This is a genomic window from Occallatibacter gabretensis (genome assembly GCF_001449115.1).
In the GTDB taxonomy this organism is placed as follows: domain Bacteria; phylum Acidobacteriota; class Terriglobia; order Terriglobales; family Acidobacteriaceae; genus Telmatobacter; species Telmatobacter gabretensis.
This window is the reverse complement of record NZ_LAIJ01000009.1, coordinates 1121361-1137361: the sequence shown is the minus strand read 5'-3', so window position 1 is coordinate 1137361 and position 16001 is coordinate 1121361. Positions and strand designations below refer to the sequence as shown.

Below are 16001 nucleotides of genomic sequence, written 5' to 3'. Positions count from 1 at the left end.
ATTGCGAACAATTTATGAATAGATCATCAATACAAGTTGAAAGTCGTCCGCTGCCTGAGGATAACTTCACACTCCGGTAACTGTTGTGCAGCGCATAAAAGCAAGGGTCCGCTCGGCTGGTATGCCGAGCGGGCCCTTTCACCTCGTCCATCGAGGCTTGCAAATCCAATGTTATTCGCCGCCAGCCGCCTCTTTTTCAATCGCCGGCAGCGCGGCGCGGATCGATTCCAGTGCCGCAGTTGCCGCCAGCCTGCGTCCTGCCGCAGCCAGTTGCGGAGCCGCCGCCGCGGAACCCGCAGTCACAAGCGAGGAGCGTACCAGCGCCACCGTCAGGGAACCCCACGGGTCCACCGGGTGCGGAACACCATTAATAATGATCGAGCCGCCATCATCCACCGCCACTCCACCAATCGTGGTGGTAAAAACAGCACCCGTGAACGTCGGACAACGCATCGGAACGCAGCCCGTGCCTTCATACACAGTGATAGCCAGCCTGTTTGAGGCAGCGGGGAGGTTGAGTGTTGAAACTGACGGCATTCTGACACTGGCGTTCGGCATGGCAATTTCCTCGGAGATTTCGAGATGCCTGCTGAAATGCTGTCGCGGAGAAACTTAACCCTTACCGCGCCTGCTTGCAGGCTCTTACACCGCAATGGTGATAGAAGGACGCCCTGCGTTTCGCGGTCGGCACAAAATTTGCCTTACTCCGCCCGCTCGAAATAAACCTCGGTCACGGTTGTTTTGCGTCCGGCGCCTTCGTGTCCGGCTGCTTCTGGTCCGGCCGTTCAGGTCTTGTGCCTTTAATGCTCACGCGGCTGAAATCGACACCAAACTGCGGCGCTTCACGCGTGCCACTGATTTTGATTGGCACCAGCGTTCCCGCGCCGTCCTTCTTGAAGAACTTATCCGCGGGCTTCAGCAGGATTCCCTTCCAGCCGCCCACCATCTTGGAGACCGTAGCATCCATGCGCGCCGTACCGCCAAAGTCCAGCGTGCCATCGAGAGCATAGCTGCCTTTCAGTTGAATATCCGCGCCCGGCACGCTGTAATCAAGATCAGGCAGCGTAATCACCGCATTCGCCATGTGAAACGTGCCGCGCATTTCGGATCGCACCTGCGTCGGATCAGCTGTCTTCAGCTCTCCCGGCTTTCCCTGGCCGCGCAGGCTTAACTGCTGAATTTTGGTCTGAACACTTTCACTGGTAAATTGCGCATTGCTCAGATCGAACGTACCATCCAGCTTGATCTTGTGCTCCACCGTGTCATGGCCGGGCGGAATCAGCAGATGCGCCTTCGTCTGCACTATGCCGGTCAGCAGCGAAGTGCCGTTTTTGCTCGTCAGCTTCATGAAATCTTCCATCTGCCCATGCGCCACGTTCACGTTCAGGTCAATGGCATGGCCGTCGATCACCACCTGGCCGCTCTGCGCCGTCGTTACATTGCCGTTCACATCCAGGCGCACCCGCACTATCTTGCCGGATGTCACGAACTGCGAGTGGCCGAGCGTGGCATCCACCCGGTCCAGCCAGGTATCGCCGTCTGTGCCGTCCACGCGAGCATCAAATCGCGTCGTCAAAGGCACGGGTGTACCGAAATGCAGCAGCCTGAAGTCCGGCACATTCGCCGTGCCGGTGATCGAAATATTGCGCATCGTTCCCGCAAACTTTCCATCCGACGTGATGAGCCCGGCAATGCCCTTGAAGACCCCCATCTCGGCCTTCTCCATGTGATAGGTCCCGCTGATATCGCTCATGCCGGGATCCGCCGTCACCCACGGACCAAAACTGCCCTCCGCATGTACCGGGCCGAGCGGCTTGGGGTTTAGCACGTCCGCCACATAGCCCATCGCTCCGCCCGGCGTTACTTTCGTCAGCGTCAAATGCGGAATGGGAAAGTGCATCGGCAGCTTGCCCGGCTTGTTTGTTTCAAGAAGCAGGTCCGCATCTTCGCAAACTACGCGATCTATCAGCAACGGGTGAGGTTTTTTGCCGCCTGGCTCTGAATCGGTTTCAGCCGTACCTGTTTCGCCCGTCACAGACGGCTCTTTGCCGGACGCGGATTTGGCAAGCTGGGAGAGCGACCCCGGCGATTGCTCTCCGGTCTCAGGATTCTTCACTCGCGGAGGCACGACGATGTGCATTCCCTTCAGCCGCACTTCGCCAATGTGAATCTCTTTGGTCTGGTCCCAGCGCAATGGCACGTGAAAACTGAACTCATTGAGAGAAATCAGCGGCGATCCACTGCTGACGCTCGTGTCCAACGGCTGCACGCCATTGACCGGATGCGGCGGCCAGATGCGCAAGCCCTGTCCTGCGGCCCAAAGGCCCCACTCGCCCTTGCGGATGTTGTTCACCTGTACATGAAACCCGTCCAGTTCCACATGCGTATGGAACCGCTGCTCCAGACCCTGCACAATCCGCGCCCGGACATACGGCTCAAACCGCCGCGCCACTATGGTCAGTGCCACGCTGATGGCAATCAGCACCACGACAACTACGCCGGCCAGCCACATAATCCACCTGTGCCTGCGAAAAAAGGATTTCTTTCCCTGGTCCAATACTCGGCCCCTATATGGCAATCCGCGCAAGCTGTGCGCAAGTCACCTGTTTAGACGCTTAGATGCACAGCGTCACGTATAGGGCCAATTCATTGATCTCACTAGGCTTTTCCCGTTCCGCTCAGCCGGTGGCTTCTTCTTCCATTGCGCCGCACTTTGCGGGTTTTCTTCTTCGCGGCCTTCTGAGCATCCGCCAGCTGCGGCTCTTGTAGCCGTAATTATTTATTCGCGGGAACCGAACTTTTATTCTTAGACTGCTCTCTCACAAGTATGGATACCAAAACTCACATGGAGGAGTTGCCACCACCCGACCAGACCCTGCTTGTGCTTCTCGCTCAAAGCGGCGACCGGACCGCTTTAGAACAACTCCTCCATGACATCTACACGCCGCTGCGCCGCTACATCATCCGTCTGGCCGGCGTCACTCTCGCGGACGACATTCTGCAGGAGACCTCAATCCAGATCTTCCGAAAGCTCCCATTCCTGCGCGAGCCCGCCGTTTTTCGTCCGTGGAGCTTCCGCATCGCCTCGCGCATTGCCTTTTCCCATCTCAGGCGCGATAGCCGCTGGCAGCCTCTCGAGGATGTGCCACCGGAACGGCTCATCTCGCTGGATCCGAGTCCCGGCGAGCTACCCGACGAGGTCTTCGTAAACCTTCTCGACCGGGTCACACCGGCCAGCCGAGCGGTGCTGCTACTCCATTACCAGCACGGCCTTTCCCTGGAAGAATGTGCCGCCATCCTGGACATTCCGGTCGGCACCATCAAGTCGCGCCTCCATTACGGAGTCACCAGCCTTCGCAAACATCTTACCTCTGAAAGGAAACCAGCATGAGCCCCGAACCTCTGCAACCCAACTCCGAAAACACCAACGCGGAAATCGCCTTCGTCCAGCGAGCACTGGCAGACGCGGATCGGTCTGAACGCTTCTCGCGCGTGATCGTCGGCGTGCTTGCCATTTTGGCCGTCGTTGTCTTTGTCTGGATGCACCTGCATATGTTTCCGCTGGAGACGCTGGGTGGACTGCTACATTCCATGCTGCGCGTTGACCTCTTCTTCCTTGTCCTGATGTTTGCTCTCACGATGTATCTTCGTCAGGTCAGCAACAAAAATACCCGCACGATTCTTCGGGCTCTTGCCAACACCCGTTCGCGCTGAGTTCATCGCAGACGAAGGGCGGGCCGCTGAGGCCCGCCCTTGTTTATGCAGAGCAAAGACAGGGATCACGGAGTTCGTGGGGGGGGAATTGCCTGACCATAAACACATTCCGAAACTAGCGGGATTCGATTCTATCTATCGGACAACGGGCGCAATTTCTTCTCAAGCGCTGCTAATCTTTTGGGAGGACGACTTCACCCTCAAGGATCCCGCCGTGCGCCGCATCTGTGTCGATATGGACGAAGTGATGGCCGATACGCTCGCCGAGCATCTCCGCCGCTATAACCATGAATTTGACGAAGAGCTCACAACTGAAGATCTGACCGGAAAAAATCTCTGGGAGGTTACTCCCATGGACCGCCAGGAACAGCTCCGCGCCTTTCTGGATGCCGAGGACTTTTTTGCCGACCTACCCCTGATATCCGGCTCCCAGGAGGTGCTCCGCAGCCTGGTTCAGCGCTTTGAGGTCTTCATCGCCACCGCAGCCATGTCCGTGCCCAACTCCTTCGCGGCGAAATACCATTGGCTGCAGCGTCACTTCTCGTTTATTCCGCCCACGCATTACGTCTTCTGCGGCAACAAGAACATCCTCCGCGCCGACTACCTTATCGATGATCTGCCGCGAAACCTGCAGCGCTTTGAAGGCCACGGCATTCTCTTCTCCGCGCCGCACAATCTCGCCGTCACGGGCTTTACCCGAGTGAACAACTGGCAGGAAGTCGCGGAGTTCTTTGAAGCCGTAAAAGACTAACGCATCGGATGCGGAGCCTTTGGCACAGCCGGTGTCACAACCGGCTTGGCATGCGCGATCGCCGTCTGGTGCATTGCCACAATCACCGCGCTTGCAGGCTTCTCACTCACACATACATACGAGTGCGGCGAGCCGGAGTCGAAATACACCGCATCGCCCGGCTCCAGCGTGGCGCGATTCTCTCCCTGCCGCAGCTCCAGCCGCCCATCCAGAACGTAGAGAAACTCGCAGCCCGGATGCACATGCGTCCGGATCGCCTCTTCCCGTGCAGCCTCATCCCCCACGGGTAGAAACTGAGCGAAGTAAGGGTCCATCTGCCGGTCCGGCACCATAAATCCCAGGCTCTCAAAAAAATATGCCGGATGATCCGCGCCGGTTTGCGGCAGACGCACGCGCTCCCGCTTGCGGTGCACGCGAAAGAGCGGCTGCGGCTCATTTTCAAAGAAGTACGCCAGGTCTTTTGAGAAGACCATCGCAATCCGCGACAGATTACGGAGCGTGGGAACCACCCGCCCGGTCTCAAGCTGCGAGAGAAAGCTGGCCGAGAGGCCGGCCTGCCTGCCCAGCTCCACCAGTCCCATCGATTTCCTGAGCCGCAGGCGCTTGATACGCTCGCCGATATGCTTTTCCTCTATGAACCGCTCGGCGGTTTCTTCACCAATCGGAGCAGTCTGCTCCGGGCCTGCATCTAATCTACGTGCAGCTTCCATGCCGGGCATTGCCATCTCCTGAAGCGTGCGTGCCGGGATTTGTTTCCCGGATAAAAGTTATTCTTATGCTACTTAAGGCTGCGGAGCCGCTGCAAATAGAAGGCTTAGTTGCAGCTAGAAGGCAACTCAATGGCAGGTCGAATCATCTTAGGTGGCGCATCGGGCATGTTAGGTACGGCACTGCGCCGCTCCCTCGCCCCTCACTTCGAGACGTTGCAACTCGTCCGCCGTCAACCAGAAAGTCATAAGGAAGTCGAGTGGCATCCGGAATCGGCGTCTGCGTTTCCTGAGACAAACGCTCTCGAAGGCCTGACAGCCGCCATCCATCTTGCCGGTGCGAATCTCGCCGGCAAACGCTGGACAGCCGCCTACAAACGCGAGCTTGTCGAGAGCCGCGTGACCACCACGCGGACGTTGGCGCAGACACTCGCCTCTCTGGCCAATCCGCCAAAGGTGCTGATCGTCGGCTCTGCCACCGGCATCTATGGCGACCGCGGAGATGAAGTGCTCGACGAATCTTCCGCGCCCGGCAAAGGGTTCCTCGCCGATCTCTGCCGCGCCTGGGAGGAAGCCGCAGCACCGGCGGAACAAGCCGGCATTCGCGTTGTGCACTTGCGTTCGGGCGTTGTGATTGGACGCGAGGGCGGTGCACTCGCCCAGATGTTACCCATCTTCCGCCTCGGCCTCGGCGGTCCACTCGGCAGTGGCCGCCAGTGGATGAGCTGGATCGCTCTCCCGGACTGGGTAGCCGCAGTGCGCTTCCTCCTGAGCGAGGAAAATCTCTCCGGCCCGATCAATCTCGTGGCGCCGAACGCGGTCACAAGTACCGGATTCGCCCGCGCACTCGGCCACGCCGTGCACCGTCCAGCGATTCTTCGCGCTCCCGCTTTCGCACTGCATCTCGCCATGGGAGAAATGGCCGATGAAGCTTTGCTCGCCAGTGCACGCGTGGTTCCCAAGCGCCTTCTCGACGCTGGCTTCACCTTCCGCGATTCCACAATCAACGAAGCACTGCGCGCTGCGCTGGACTAAACAAAAAGGGACACGGCTGAACCGTGTCCCTTTCATTCTCAACAGATCAACAGAGCTATCGCCGCCCCTGAATCGTCTTTCCGTTTCCGCCACCGGCATTCCGCTTCGCAGCGCGTTTGGCTGCAATGACCTGCAGTTCTTTGCCTATCGACGAATTATTGATCGATATCTGGATGATGAAGTTGATAAGGTTGCCCGTGCACCAGTAAAGCGCAAGGCCGGAGGGGTAATGCCACAGCGTGAATCCGAAGATCAACGGCATCATGATCGCCATCATCCGTCGCTGCGCGGGGTCCATGCCCGGAGCGGGTGAAATGAGCTGCGTGACAAGCATGGTCACGATAATCACGATCGGCAGAATGTGCAGCGGGTCCGGCGTGGACAGGTCCGTCAGCCAGCCCCAGTGCGCCTGGCGCAGCTCAACCGCATTCTGCAGCACGCGGAAGTACGCAAAAAACAACGGCATCTGGATCAACAGCGGCAGGCAGCTGCCGTACATGTTGATGTTCTCTGTCTTGTAGAGCGCCATCATCTCCTGGTTCATCTCGGCGCGCTTCGGGTCCGTGGCTTTGAGGTTCGCGTACTTGCGCTTGATGGCGTCCACGCGCGGTTGAATCCGCTGCATCTTCAGCGAAGACTTCATCATGCCGATACGCGTAGGCAGCATGATGAGGTTAAAGATCGCCGTCAGGATGATAATGTCCCATCCCCAGTTGGGAATGCCGTGCTCATTCAGAAATCTCAGCGCCCAGAAGAGCGGCGTCGCGATAATCGTCAGCCATCCGTACTGAATCAGCGAATGCAGCGTCGGGCCAGTCAGCTTGCCATCCGGAGCCATTGCGCGGACACCGGAAACCAGGTCCGTCTGCTTCGGACCCGCATAGAGCCGCAGCGAGGTGTAGCCGCTCGTATCGCCCACCGCCAGGCCAACCACATGAGCCGGCTTCTTCCCGCTGTTGGGGTTCGATGGATCGGAAAGTATATCGATTGTGTTGTGCAGCGTCACCATCGTCGTCCGCGCCGGCACATCCGGCAGAAACGCCGCGGCAAAGTAGAGATCGCTCAACGCGGCAAACTCAAATGGCTGCGTCAGCGTTCCGCCGCCGCTTACCTCCGGCTTCGCCCAGAAGAGGAACCCGCCGCCAACAGCGCTCATCGAATCCGTCTTGCCATCCACCGAGTAGGTGATCTGCGAGGCCGCCGAAATCGGCACTCCGCCACGATCCGGCGGCTTCGGTCCGAACTCCTCCATGTCGCCCAGACCCGCGGGCCACGTAAGAAGCGACAGCACGGGCTGCCCATTGCGCCGTACCTGAAACTCCGCGTGAATCACATAGCTCGAATCAAAGTTGAAGGTCTTGATGACATCGAGGCCGTTTTGCTCGTAATGAAAGGTCAGCGCTCCCGGCGCGGTCAGCACGCCCGTGCCCCCGGTCGAGTTCGTCACCTGATACAGCGCCGAATTCAGCTGGCTCGTCAGGGACGAATCGTAGGTGTACAGCGAAAGCGGCTTGCCGAATTTATCCGAGGCTTCTTTCTGCACCAGGTCAAGCTGGTGTCCGTCGCTGTCCTGGTAATGCTTGTCCAGCAGATACCAGTGCTTCACCTGCGCGCCGCGATTCGTGAATACGATCTTGTAATTCGCATTCTGAACCGTCGTCTCGCTCTCAGCTCCGGCGGTAATGCCAGGCGCGGCTCCTGCGGGCTGTGCGGAACCGGCAGCCGGGCTCGCACTTGGAGCAGCACTCTGCGTCTGCACATTGTTTGCGCCCTGCTGTGACTGCTGCTGCGTCTGTGCGGGCTGCTGCGTCTCCGGCTTGGGCTTGTTAAAGAAAATCTGATAGCCAAAGAAGACGGCAACGCCGAGGCTACCTATGGCAAGCATCGAACGCAGATCGCCGCCGCCGCCACCACTGCCGCCGGCGCCGCCCTGCGATTGAAGATTGGGATTCTGAAATTCGGGCAAAGGATACGTCCTGTAGTTTCAAAGCGCGGCTTCAGGCCGCTTCTTCTTATGGTAAAGGTTCGTGGAGATGCGGATGAGTCTGAGGCAGCGGAACCGGGTCGAATCCGCCAGGGCTGAAAGGATGGCAGCGCAGGAGCCGGCTTGCAGCCAGCACCGTGCCGCGCGTCGCGCCATGCAGCGTAATCGCCTCTGCCGCGTACTCCGAGCAGGTAGGCCGAAACTTGCACCCCCCAATACCCAGCGAGTGCAGCGCGGGCGAAAGCCAGCGCTTGTAAAAACCGATTACTGCAAGCAGTATGCGCGTCATTGTTGCTTCAGACTCGGCTTCGGATCAGCCTGCGAGCTTGGCCCCTTACGGGTCAGCTCCTCTTGAGCCTGAACGAGAATACGCACAATCTCGGCCTCAAGTTTCGCAAAATCTATCGTAAGCACGCTGCGGCGCGGATGAAGGATCAGGTCAGCACTCGCAGGGAGCAGCTCCACATGCCGCCGGAGCGCCTCACGCATGCGCCGCTTGATGCGGTTGCGGTCATGCGCCTTGCCCAGCACCTTGCCTGCGGTCAGGCCCACGCGCGGACCCGAGCCCGCACCAGCTGTCTCCACCACGCGCGGAGCGAGAAACCAGCTCATCGAGGCCGACTGCCGCTTGCGGCTCGCAGCCGCATACGCCTTCTGATAATCGGCGTGTTTGCGCAGACGCACTCCCGTAAGAGAGCGTTTCGGCTCGGGCCGCGGCTGAGTTGTCATTGTATTCAGCACTGCCGGAGGGTTTTCAGGCCGGTGCGAAGCGGTGCACCGGCCCTGCATGAAACTAGTCGCGGAAGCCGGCGCTCACGGCGACGCGCTTGCGGCCAGCGGCACGGCGGCGATTCAGAACAGCAGCGCCGCTCTTGGTCTTCATGCGCGCGCGGAAGCCGTGCTTCTTGACTCGGCGATGACGGTTGGGTTGAAATGTGCGCTTGGGCATCGAAATGCGCTCCTGTTTCCTTGGGAAAAATCTAGCCGTAATGGCAAGTATTGAGTATATCGAAAGTTGGGTTCGAAATCCAGCCCAAACCGTCTTTGCCGCCAACCCAGTCACACAGCTTTAACCTTGTTAGGCGAGGCAACCCCAATTGCCCTCAGTGTCCTCCAAGCGAATCAGCCGAACCAGTCCAAAATCTGTTTCACTTTTTTACATGCGACTGCAAATAAAATTCACCGATACGATTGCAAATCTATAAAGAAAAATTTCTCTTTCACCATCATTGGTGCAACAGGCGGCCACAGCACGAAAGTTATGTAAATGAGACATTGCAACCATGTCTAAATGTGCTACTATCGGACCCGTTCAGGAAAAGTTAATCGCGTCCCCCGAACGATGAACTTCATGTCCCTGCCAGTTATATTTACCGGGGCATACAAACACTGATCAGTGGCTTTGAGTTAAGACACGGCGGGAAGCCTTGTGCTCCCGGCGAAATAGTTTTATTGCCAAAAATCAGTTTGAAGTAGTCATTCTGCGCGGACGCCGGCAAGGATTTTTTAGATGGCATTTGCAATGTCTCCGGCAACGACACCCAATCCATGGCTCCAGATTCTCGGGGCGCTTGAAAAAAAACTGGCTCGCAATTCTTTCGAGACCTGGCTCAAGCCCACCCGCTACAGCCACTCCGCAGGCCGCACCCTTTACGTGCGCGTTCCCTCGCCGGAATTTCAGCACATCGGCGACAAGTATGGCGATGTGATTCAGGAAGCGATTGACGTCAACTCGCTTGAGTTTGACAACGTCTGTTTCGTCACCGTCGAGGACGATCCTTCCATCCCGCCCCAGCGCAGGGATGGCGGCTTTGGACCGCTGGCCGCCCATGCTCCCACTGCGCCGCCCGCGCCCAACGGCGCAGCACAGCGCACGGCAGATCATCGCGGACAGGACTCTCGGGCACAGGACCATCGCTCGCCTGAGCAGCAGCGCTTCGATTTCTCGACAGCAGCGCAGCTCAACCAGCGCTATACCTTCGATAACTTCGTGACCGGCAGCGGCAACCAGTTCGCTCGCGCGGCTTCGCTTGCCGCTGCGGAGCGCCCCGGCAAGGCCTACAACCCGCTCTTCCTCTACGGCTGCTCCGGCATGGGTAAAACGCACCTCATGCAGGCCATCGGCCACGAGATCAAGAAGCGTCAGCCCACCTCCAACCTCTGCTATGTCACCGCGGAAAAGTTCCTTAATGAAATGATCAACTCCATCCGCAACGACCGCATGATCGGCTTCCGCGACCGTTTCCGCGGCGTCGACGTGCTGCTCATCGATGACATCCAGTTCATCGCGCAGAAGGAGCGCGTGCAGGAGGAGTTCTTCCACACCTTCAACGCTCTGCATGAGAGCAACAAGCAGGTCGTCATCACCTCGGACCGCCCGCCCAAGGAGCTAGCCGAAATCGAAGAGCGCCTGCGCTCGCGCTTCGAGTGGGGCCTCATCGCCGACATTCAGCCGCCCGATCTCGAAACCAAGGTCGCCATCCTGCAGAAGAAGGCCGAGTCCGAGCAGGTCACGCTGCCCACCGATGTCGCGCTCTTCATTGCCTCAAACGTCCGCACCAACGTGCGCGAGCTCGAAGGCGCACTGGTTCGCCTCGGCGCATGGTGCCAGGTCAATCACATCGACATCACGCTGGCCGCAGCGCAGCAGTGCCTCAAGCAGTTCATTGACATGCAGGTACGCAAGGTCACGCTCGAGGCCATTCAACGCGCCGTAGCCGAGCACTTCGGCATGCGCGTCGCTGACCTCAAGCAGAAAAACAACTCGCGCAATGTCGTCGTGCCCCGCCAGATCGCCATGTTCTTGGCCAAGCAGATGACTGAAGCCAGCCTGCCGGAGATCGGCCGTCAATTCGGCAACAAGCACCACACCACGGTCATGCACTCCATCTCCAAGATCGATGAGCAGAACCGCAAGGACAAGGACCTCAACCGCACCCTCAACAAGCTCCAGGAACAGCTGAACGGATAAGCTGGCAACATAATCAAAGCAAAAGGGCCGCGCGATGCGCGGCCCTCGCTGTCTGCGCAGAATTTCTTTACTCTGCCGTTTGTGCAAACTCCGTCACGCTCAGCACATTGCAATCCGGGTCATGGAACCACGCAACACGCGCACCGCTCGGAGCGTTCCAGATCGCACTTGGAGTCACGTCATTGACGCCCGGAAAACGCAGCAGCGGAATACCCGCATCCGCAAGCTTCTGGGCGGTAGTATCAATGCTCTCCACATCCCAGCCCAGCACGGTGAAGTCCGCAGGAGTGTGCTTGCCGACATTCGTCACACGCAGCATGGTGCCCCTGGCATCAAAGATCAGCGCAAAAGGGGATTCGTCTTCAACCAGGCTCAATCCCAGCACGCCTTCATAAAATGCGCGAGCCCTTGCAAAATCCGTGGTGGCGGCAAAGGCCACCAGCTTGCTTTTGCCGAGAATACTTTCATTCGTCATCATTTGCTCCAAAGCAACTTTCCAGACAACAAGTGCAATTTGCAAGTGAAAATTAGCTCGCATCCGCATGCGAACAAAAAGCAGCGAGCGCCGCCGCGATTACTGCGTCTGTACCACCAGATCGTCAGCCAGCCGGAACTGCACCACAGCCTCTGCGGGAATATCGATATCGCGATTGCCCGTGAGCCCCGCCACAGCCGTGCCCGCACCGCCACCCACCAGTCCGCCGACGAGCAGGCCAACTCCGCCCGTGGCCACGCCACCAACCAGCATTCCCAGGCCCGATCCACCAGCAATAAACGCGGTCGACCGCTTGCCCTTGCCCTTCTTCGTGCGCTGCAGGTCCGCCGTCTTCAGCGGATACTCCTGCCCATTCAATTCAAGAGACGTCAGCCGCAGCTCAAGAATCGACCGGCCCTTGAAATGCCCCCTCCGGTGCGACGCATCCACCACGCCTTTCACCCGCGCGCCCTTGGGAATCAGCGCGCTCCCATCGCTCGCCATCACCGGCTGCACAATCTCGCCGCTGAAGCCCTCTCCCGGGCGTGATGTTTTCACGCTGATGCGCTGATCAATGCGAATCTTCAGCTCAGTCCCTGCCGGAATGGTCACATTCACCGGCACCGGAGCTGGCGGAGGCTGCGGCACAGCCGACACCTTCGGATCGGAGCTTGCAGGCTTCGGCTGACCCTCCGTCGCAGGCGCAGTCGTCGTTGTAATCGCCTGCTGCTTCTGCCCAGTCGCAGGGGGCTGCACTACGGTCGTCGTCGTGGTTCCGTTGTTGTCCACGGAAACCACCTGCTGCGGCTGCCCCGTCGATGCGGCCTGCTGCTTGGCCTGATCAAGAGCCTTCTGTTCCTTGGAAGAGCATCCGGCCAGAAACCCAAGAGCCAAAACACCGGCTGCAAGCGCAACTCTGCGCGAAGAAACCATAATCCATCCTCCTGCTTGATCTATTTCTAAAATGAAAGGCGAGATAACTATAAACATCCGCATGATGTTAGATGCACATAAACACAATTCCGCTGGCCAATCTCGCTGAAGGCACTATAGCCTACCGCTTCATCAATTCCACAAACATCTTCTGAAACCGCGGCAAGTCCACATCCAACTGCGCATGCACAAGCCGCACCTGCGGCGCCGGCTTCAATTTCTCGGTCCAGGTGAGCGTATCGCCATAGCTCGGCCCATGACTTAGATCAATATCCATGTACACCGCCGTCTCCTTCGTAATCAGAGAAGGATCGAGCCACGCGCACGCCGCCAGCTCATCCCAAAGGTAGTAGCGATCCTGGCTCCACGCCGCAATGTACCGCGCCGTAGGCGACTGCGACTTCGCAATCTCCGCCAGCATCTCCTGCGTAAACGGCGCCTTGATCGATACATCCACCGTCGTCACATCCACACGTGGCCACGCAGCCCGCAGCACAATATGCGTCGCCTCAGGATCAAACCAGAAATTGAACTCATGCCTCGGGCTCGTCGCAAACTCCGGGTCATCGGTCTGCGGATTCAAACTTCCGCCCATCACCACCAGCCCTTGGGTCAGCGCGGCAAACTCCGGATCAATAGAAATCGCCAGCGCAATATTCGTCAGCGGCCCCGCCGCATAGATCGTCACCTGGTGCGGATGCGCCCTCACCTGCCGAATCAGAAAATGCGCGGCATCTTCTTCAATCGGCTTGATCACAGGCCGTCCCTCCGCCATCGCCGGAATCACATAAGGCTCATGCTCTTTTAAATCCGTCGAAGTCACCGGCGTCACCGCGCCGCCATGTTCTTCGAGCGTTGTCGGCCCCTGTCCCCAGGCGCCCAGCCACGTCTCCTTGCCGTACAGCGCGGCTGAGAGCCGCGTCTCTTCCTGGCTCCGCACCAGCGGAAACACTGCACCCTTCGCCACCGGCACATCGCTATGCTCTGTCAGCTCCAGCATTCTCAACGTATGCAGCGTCTCTTCATCGCGCCACGCATTGCCGGTCACCATGGTGATGCCCAACACCTGCACATTCGGCGCCTGCAGCAGCGCCAGCATCGCCATCTGGTTGGAGCCGCCCGGCCCCGAACCATCCTGATCGATCAACACCAGCCGCTTCGACGCGCTCCCTTGCGCGAGACATAGAGACACGCTCGCCGCCGCCGCCGCCGCCAAAAGCAGCACAGCAAAAATCTTTGTCTTCATTGAGCGTTATTGTGTCACAAGCGCAGGCTTAGCGCCGTCCCGAACGACCGTCGCGTCCGCCACGGCCACCGCGGTCGCCACCACCACCGCCACCAAACCGCGGCTTTGCCTGCGCAGCCACCGGCAGATGCGTCTTGCCTTCCGGATACACCGCCAAAAAGCGGTCGCGTCCTTCGCCGTTGCTCGCCGTCTCCACGCCCTCAATCTCGCGCAGCACCATATGCAGCACCCGCCGCTCGCGGCTGTTCATCGGCGGAAAAGCAAACGGCACGCCCGACTCGATCACCTTCGCCGCCGCCGTCTCCGCGGCCATCTTCAGCTCCGCCTCGCGCAGCGCCTTGAAGTTGCCCGCGTCAAAGCTGATCTGGCTCTGCTCGCGCTGATCCAGCCGCAGCACCTGCGCCGCAATCGTCTCAAACGCCCTCAGCAGCTCGCCGTTGTGCTGCGTCAGCAGCGGAGTGTCCGGTCCGGCCAACTCCACGTTGAGTGCAGCTGTGTCTTCCTCTTGCGGATCGCCCGCCGAGATGCGGTACTTCAGCCGGAATCCTCCAAGTTTGTTCATGTTGGAGAGCAGTTCGGCAATTTTTTGGGCAGCCTGTTGCAGATCATCAATCGGCATAACGTCTTAGTATCGCAGACCGAACCGGGTAACCGCAGCCGGGGTTAGCGGGTCGGGCCGAAACCTGGAGTTAGATCTTAAATTCCACGCGCTGGACTCGTCGCTTCGGGGCAAACTACGGATTGTTCCCCACCGGTTGCATCAGCGGTTTCTTCCAGCTCCCGTCAAGGACCGCGTCGCCGGGAAGATAGACGCGGAAGACGCCATAGAATGGACCGTCAGGCGCAGGGAGCCAGTTGGGTTCTTTCGCCGCACCCGGATTCGTGTGCGAAATATAAAGCGTAAGCGAGCCATCCGCGCCATACTTGTAGGACTTCAGCGTAGTCGAGTTCAGCAGATAGCGTTTCAACGGATTCGCCACAAGTAGCTGTGTCTTGCCGTCGTACATCGTCAGCGACCAGAAGGCTTTTGTCGGCGGCAGGTCACCTTTGGCAAAGTGCAGCTCATAGCTGGATTTCGAGGCATCCAGCGGCTGATGGCTGGCGTCCACAAAGTAACCAAAGTAGAGTGCGTCCTGCTTTGAGTTTCCGTAAAGGCCTAGCTTGGCTCCGGCGTACCGATAAAGATAGTTGTCCTTGAGAAAATCCCGCGCGCCGAACATCTCTCCGCTGGATATCTGATCGGTATTGATCCTCTTCATGATCGTGTCAAGATCAGCATTGGAATCCTTGATGCCGTCATTGATGGCCTGCTGAATCTCCGGTGAAAACTTGCTGAAGTCGAAGGTCTGTCCTGGACCGATGTTGAGTTTTGCGAAGCGTGCGAGAAGATCTTTTTCAGATGGATTCGGCGGGCAGAACTGAAAGAGGAAGTTAACAACGGGAAAAATGGCATACGAAGGTGTGGCAATGTCCGCCGGCTGAAGCCAGTTGATGGCGGCAGGAGCAGGTGGCGCGGCCTGGTGAAGGAACGCGCTCAGCGGCTCTGCATGATAACCGGACTGGATTTTGTTCACCTTGGGCAAATCAGCCGCATTGAATAGCTGAGTGCGCAAGAGGGCGTATGCAAATTGCGTTTCGGTCTGAATAACGGCTTTGACGCCCGCGGGCGTAGCGCCATTCCAGCCCGGACCGGCGATCATGAAGGTCCCGCCATCGTTGCCAAACGCGCGCGTGCCGAGATAGGCAAAGTTATAGGTATAGAGATCGACAAACTGCGTTGTGTAGTAGCGGTTCGCCTCTATCTTCGGCATGGTAACGACAACAGGCTCGGTCCGCAGGTCCATCCAAAGGTAGGAATAGGGAGTATCGGAGTTGGGAGTAACGACAAACTTATCTTCCGGAGTCGCGACAGATTTGGAGCTGCTGACGATGTTGAAGTCGCCGCGATAGTCGGGACTCTTCTTATCGATGGCCTGCTTGTACATCGTCTGATAATTTGCGGCCATCGGAAAGCCATAGATAAATGCTTCTTTGGCGATGGCCCGCGCATCAGCAGCGGATAGCCCGGAGTCGGCTGGTTTGCTTGTGTTGTTGCAGCCGGTAATAGATACCGCAATTACGATCAGGCTTACAAACAAGCACTTCGATATAACAATCGTCGGCTGTTTCAAAAACGTCCTCCTCG

17 protein-coding genes are annotated in these 16001 nt (G+C 58.5%); 5 read left to right on the top strand and 12 right to left on the bottom strand.

The window, feature by feature from the left end; all coding sequences use genetic code 11:
• Window positions 1–171: 171 nt before the first annotated feature.
• Complete coding sequence (locus tag VO84_RS11020; protein WP_058187658.1) at window positions 172–558, bottom strand: hypothetical protein; 387 nt, start codon at window positions 556–558, stop codon at window positions 172–174.
• A gap of 172 nt (window positions 559–730) precedes the next feature.
• On the bottom strand, window positions 731–2512 hold the full coding sequence (locus VO84_RS11015) for an AsmA family protein (protein WP_058187657.1): 1782 nt from the start codon (window positions 2510–2512) through the stop codon (window positions 731–733).
• Between the two features lie 315 nt (window positions 2513–2827).
• Between VO84_RS11015 and VO84_RS11010 the strand changes: the two genes are divergently transcribed.
• The 3 genes from VO84_RS11010 (at window position 2828) to VO84_RS11000 (ending at window position 4465) form a co-directional block, all read left to right on the top strand.
• On the top strand, window positions 2828–3391 hold the full coding sequence (locus VO84_RS11010; RefSeq protein WP_058187656.1) for an RNA polymerase sigma factor: 564 nt from the start codon (window positions 2828–2830) through the stop codon (window positions 3389–3391).
• The gene (locus VO84_RS11005) at window positions 3388–3714 is read left to right on the top strand and encodes a hypothetical protein (RefSeq protein WP_058187655.1); all 327 of its coding nucleotides are present in this window, start codon (window positions 3388–3390) and stop codon (window positions 3712–3714) included. Before VO84_RS11010 ends, VO84_RS11005 begins: the two co-directional genes overlap by 4 nt.
• Before the next feature lie 88 nt (window positions 3715–3802).
• Window positions 3803–4465 (top strand): 5' nucleotidase, NT5C type, encoded by a 663-nt coding sequence (locus VO84_RS11000; protein ID WP_231737884.1) that lies wholly within the window; start codon window positions 3803–3805, stop codon window positions 4463–4465.
• On the opposite strand, the gene VO84_RS10995 is transcribed toward VO84_RS11000, so the two are convergent.
• Window positions 4462–5184, bottom strand: coding sequence for a helix-turn-helix domain-containing protein (locus VO84_RS10995; RefSeq protein ID WP_331458406.1), 723 nt, complete (start codon window positions 5182–5184; stop codon window positions 4462–4464). The genes VO84_RS11000 and VO84_RS10995 overlap by 4 nt on opposite strands.
• Window positions 5185–5304: 120 nt before the next feature.
• On the opposite strand from VO84_RS10995, the gene VO84_RS10990 reads away from it, so the two are divergent.
• Window positions 5305–6207: a TIGR01777 family oxidoreductase gene (locus VO84_RS10990; protein WP_058187654.1), complete on the top strand. Its 903-nt coding sequence runs from the start codon at window positions 5305–5307 to the stop codon at window positions 6205–6207.
• 55 nt (window positions 6208–6262) lie between these two features.
• Here the strand turns inward: VO84_RS10990 and yidC are convergent, their stop codons facing one another.
• The 4 genes from yidC to rpmH form a co-directional block, all read right to left on the bottom strand.
• Complete coding sequence (yidC, locus tag VO84_RS10985; RefSeq protein ID WP_058187653.1) at window positions 6263–8173, bottom strand: membrane protein insertase YidC; 1911 nt, start codon at window positions 8171–8173, stop codon at window positions 6263–6265.
• Between the two features lie 46 nt (window positions 8174–8219).
• Window positions 8220–8480 (bottom strand): membrane protein insertion efficiency factor YidD, encoded by a 261-nt coding sequence (gene yidD / locus VO84_RS10980; RefSeq protein ID WP_058187652.1) that lies wholly within the window; start codon window positions 8478–8480, stop codon window positions 8220–8222.
• Window positions 8477–8920, bottom strand: a complete 444-nt coding sequence (rnpA, locus tag VO84_RS10975) for a ribonuclease P protein component (protein ID WP_082661900.1) — start codon at window positions 8918–8920, stop codon at window positions 8477–8479. Before rnpA ends, yidD begins: the two co-directional genes overlap by 4 nt.
• Before the next feature lie 64 nt (window positions 8921–8984).
• Window positions 8985–9140: a 50S ribosomal protein L34 gene (gene rpmH / locus VO84_RS10970; RefSeq protein WP_058187651.1), complete on the bottom strand. Its 156-nt coding sequence runs from the start codon at window positions 9138–9140 to the stop codon at window positions 8985–8987.
• A gap of 561 nt (window positions 9141–9701) precedes the next feature.
• On the opposite strand from rpmH, the gene dnaA reads away from it, so the two are divergent.
• Window positions 9702–11162 carry a chromosomal replication initiator protein DnaA gene (gene dnaA, locus VO84_RS10965; RefSeq protein ID WP_058187650.1) on the top strand — a complete coding sequence of 487 codons (1461 nt, stop codon included), beginning with the start codon at window positions 9702–9704 and terminating at the stop codon, window positions 11160–11162.
• Between the two features lie 67 nt (window positions 11163–11229).
• On the opposite strand, the gene VO84_RS10960 is transcribed toward dnaA, so the two are convergent.
• The 5 genes from VO84_RS10960 to VO84_RS10940 all read right to left on the bottom strand — a co-directional run bounded on the left by VO84_RS10960 (window position 11230) and on the right by VO84_RS10940 (window position 15987).
• Window positions 11230–11640: a VOC family protein gene (locus VO84_RS10960; RefSeq protein WP_197413987.1), complete on the bottom strand. Its 411-nt coding sequence runs from the start codon at window positions 11638–11640 to the stop codon at window positions 11230–11232.
• Between the two features lie 96 nt (window positions 11641–11736).
• Complete coding sequence (locus VO84_RS10955; protein ID WP_058187648.1) at window positions 11737–12570, bottom strand: hypothetical protein; 834 nt, start codon at window positions 12568–12570, stop codon at window positions 11737–11739.
• Window positions 12571–12691: 121 nt separating this feature from the next.
• Window positions 12692–13816 carry a nucleoside hydrolase gene (locus tag VO84_RS10950; protein ID WP_058187647.1) on the bottom strand — a complete coding sequence of 375 codons (1125 nt, stop codon included), beginning with the start codon at window positions 13814–13816 and terminating at the stop codon, window positions 12692–12694.
• Between the two features lie 28 nt (window positions 13817–13844).
• Window positions 13845–14435: a Jag family protein gene (locus VO84_RS10945; protein WP_157439829.1), complete on the bottom strand. Its 591-nt coding sequence runs from the start codon at window positions 14433–14435 to the stop codon at window positions 13845–13847.
• Between the two features lie 115 nt (window positions 14436–14550).
• The gene (locus VO84_RS10940; protein ID WP_197413986.1) at window positions 14551–15987 is read right to left on the bottom strand and encodes a DUF1254 domain-containing protein; all 1437 of its coding nucleotides are present in this window, start codon (window positions 15985–15987) and stop codon (window positions 14551–14553) included.
• Window positions 15988–16001 lie beyond the last annotated feature (14 nt).

Bases quoted from the DNA above. Each gene is read 5' to 3' on its own strand.
- VO84_RS11020 (WP_058187658.1), bottom strand. From the start codon at position 558: ATGCCGAACGCCAGTGTCAGAATGCCGTCAGTTTCAACACTCAACCTC.
- VO84_RS11015 (WP_058187657.1), bottom strand. From the start codon at position 2,512: ATGTGGCTGGCCGGCGTAGTTGTCGTGGTGCTGATTGCCATCAGCGTG.
- VO84_RS11010 (WP_058187656.1), top strand. From the start codon at position 2,828: ATGGATACCAAAACTCACATGGAGGAGTTGCCACCACCCGACCAGACC.
- VO84_RS11005 (WP_058187655.1), top strand. From the start codon at position 3,388: ATGAGCCCCGAACCTCTGCAACCCAACTCCGAAAACACCAACGCGGAA.
- VO84_RS10995 (WP_331458406.1), bottom strand. From the start codon at position 5,184: ATGCCCGGCATGGAAGCTGCACGTAGATTAGATGCAGGCCCGGAGCAG.
- VO84_RS10990 (WP_058187654.1), top strand. From the start codon at position 5,305: ATGGCAGGTCGAATCATCTTAGGTGGCGCATCGGGCATGTTAGGTACG.
- yidD (WP_058187652.1), bottom strand. From the start codon at position 8,480: ATGACGCGCATACTGCTTGCAGTAATCGGTTTTTACAAGCGCTGGCTT.
- rnpA (WP_082661900.1), bottom strand. From the start codon at position 8,920: ATGACAACTCAGCCGCGGCCCGAGCCGAAACGCTCTCTTACGGGAGTG.
- rpmH (WP_058187651.1), bottom strand. From the start codon at position 9,140: ATGCCCAAGCGCACATTTCAACCCAACCGTCATCGCCGAGTCAAGAAG.
- dnaA (WP_058187650.1), top strand. From the start codon at position 9,702: ATGGCATTTGCAATGTCTCCGGCAACGACACCCAATCCATGGCTCCAG.
- VO84_RS10960 (WP_197413987.1), bottom strand. From the start codon at position 11,640: ATGATGACGAATGAAAGTATTCTCGGCAAAAGCAAGCTGGTGGCCTTT.
- VO84_RS10955 (WP_058187648.1), bottom strand. From the start codon at position 12,570: ATGGTTTCTTCGCGCAGAGTTGCGCTTGCAGCCGGTGTTTTGGCTCTT.
- VO84_RS10950 (WP_058187647.1), bottom strand. From the start codon at position 13,816: ATGAAGACAAAGATTTTTGCTGTGCTGCTTTTGGCGGCGGCGGCGGCG.
- VO84_RS10945 (WP_157439829.1), bottom strand. From the start codon at position 14,435: ATGCCGATTGATGATCTGCAACAGGCTGCCCAAAAAATTGCCGAACTG.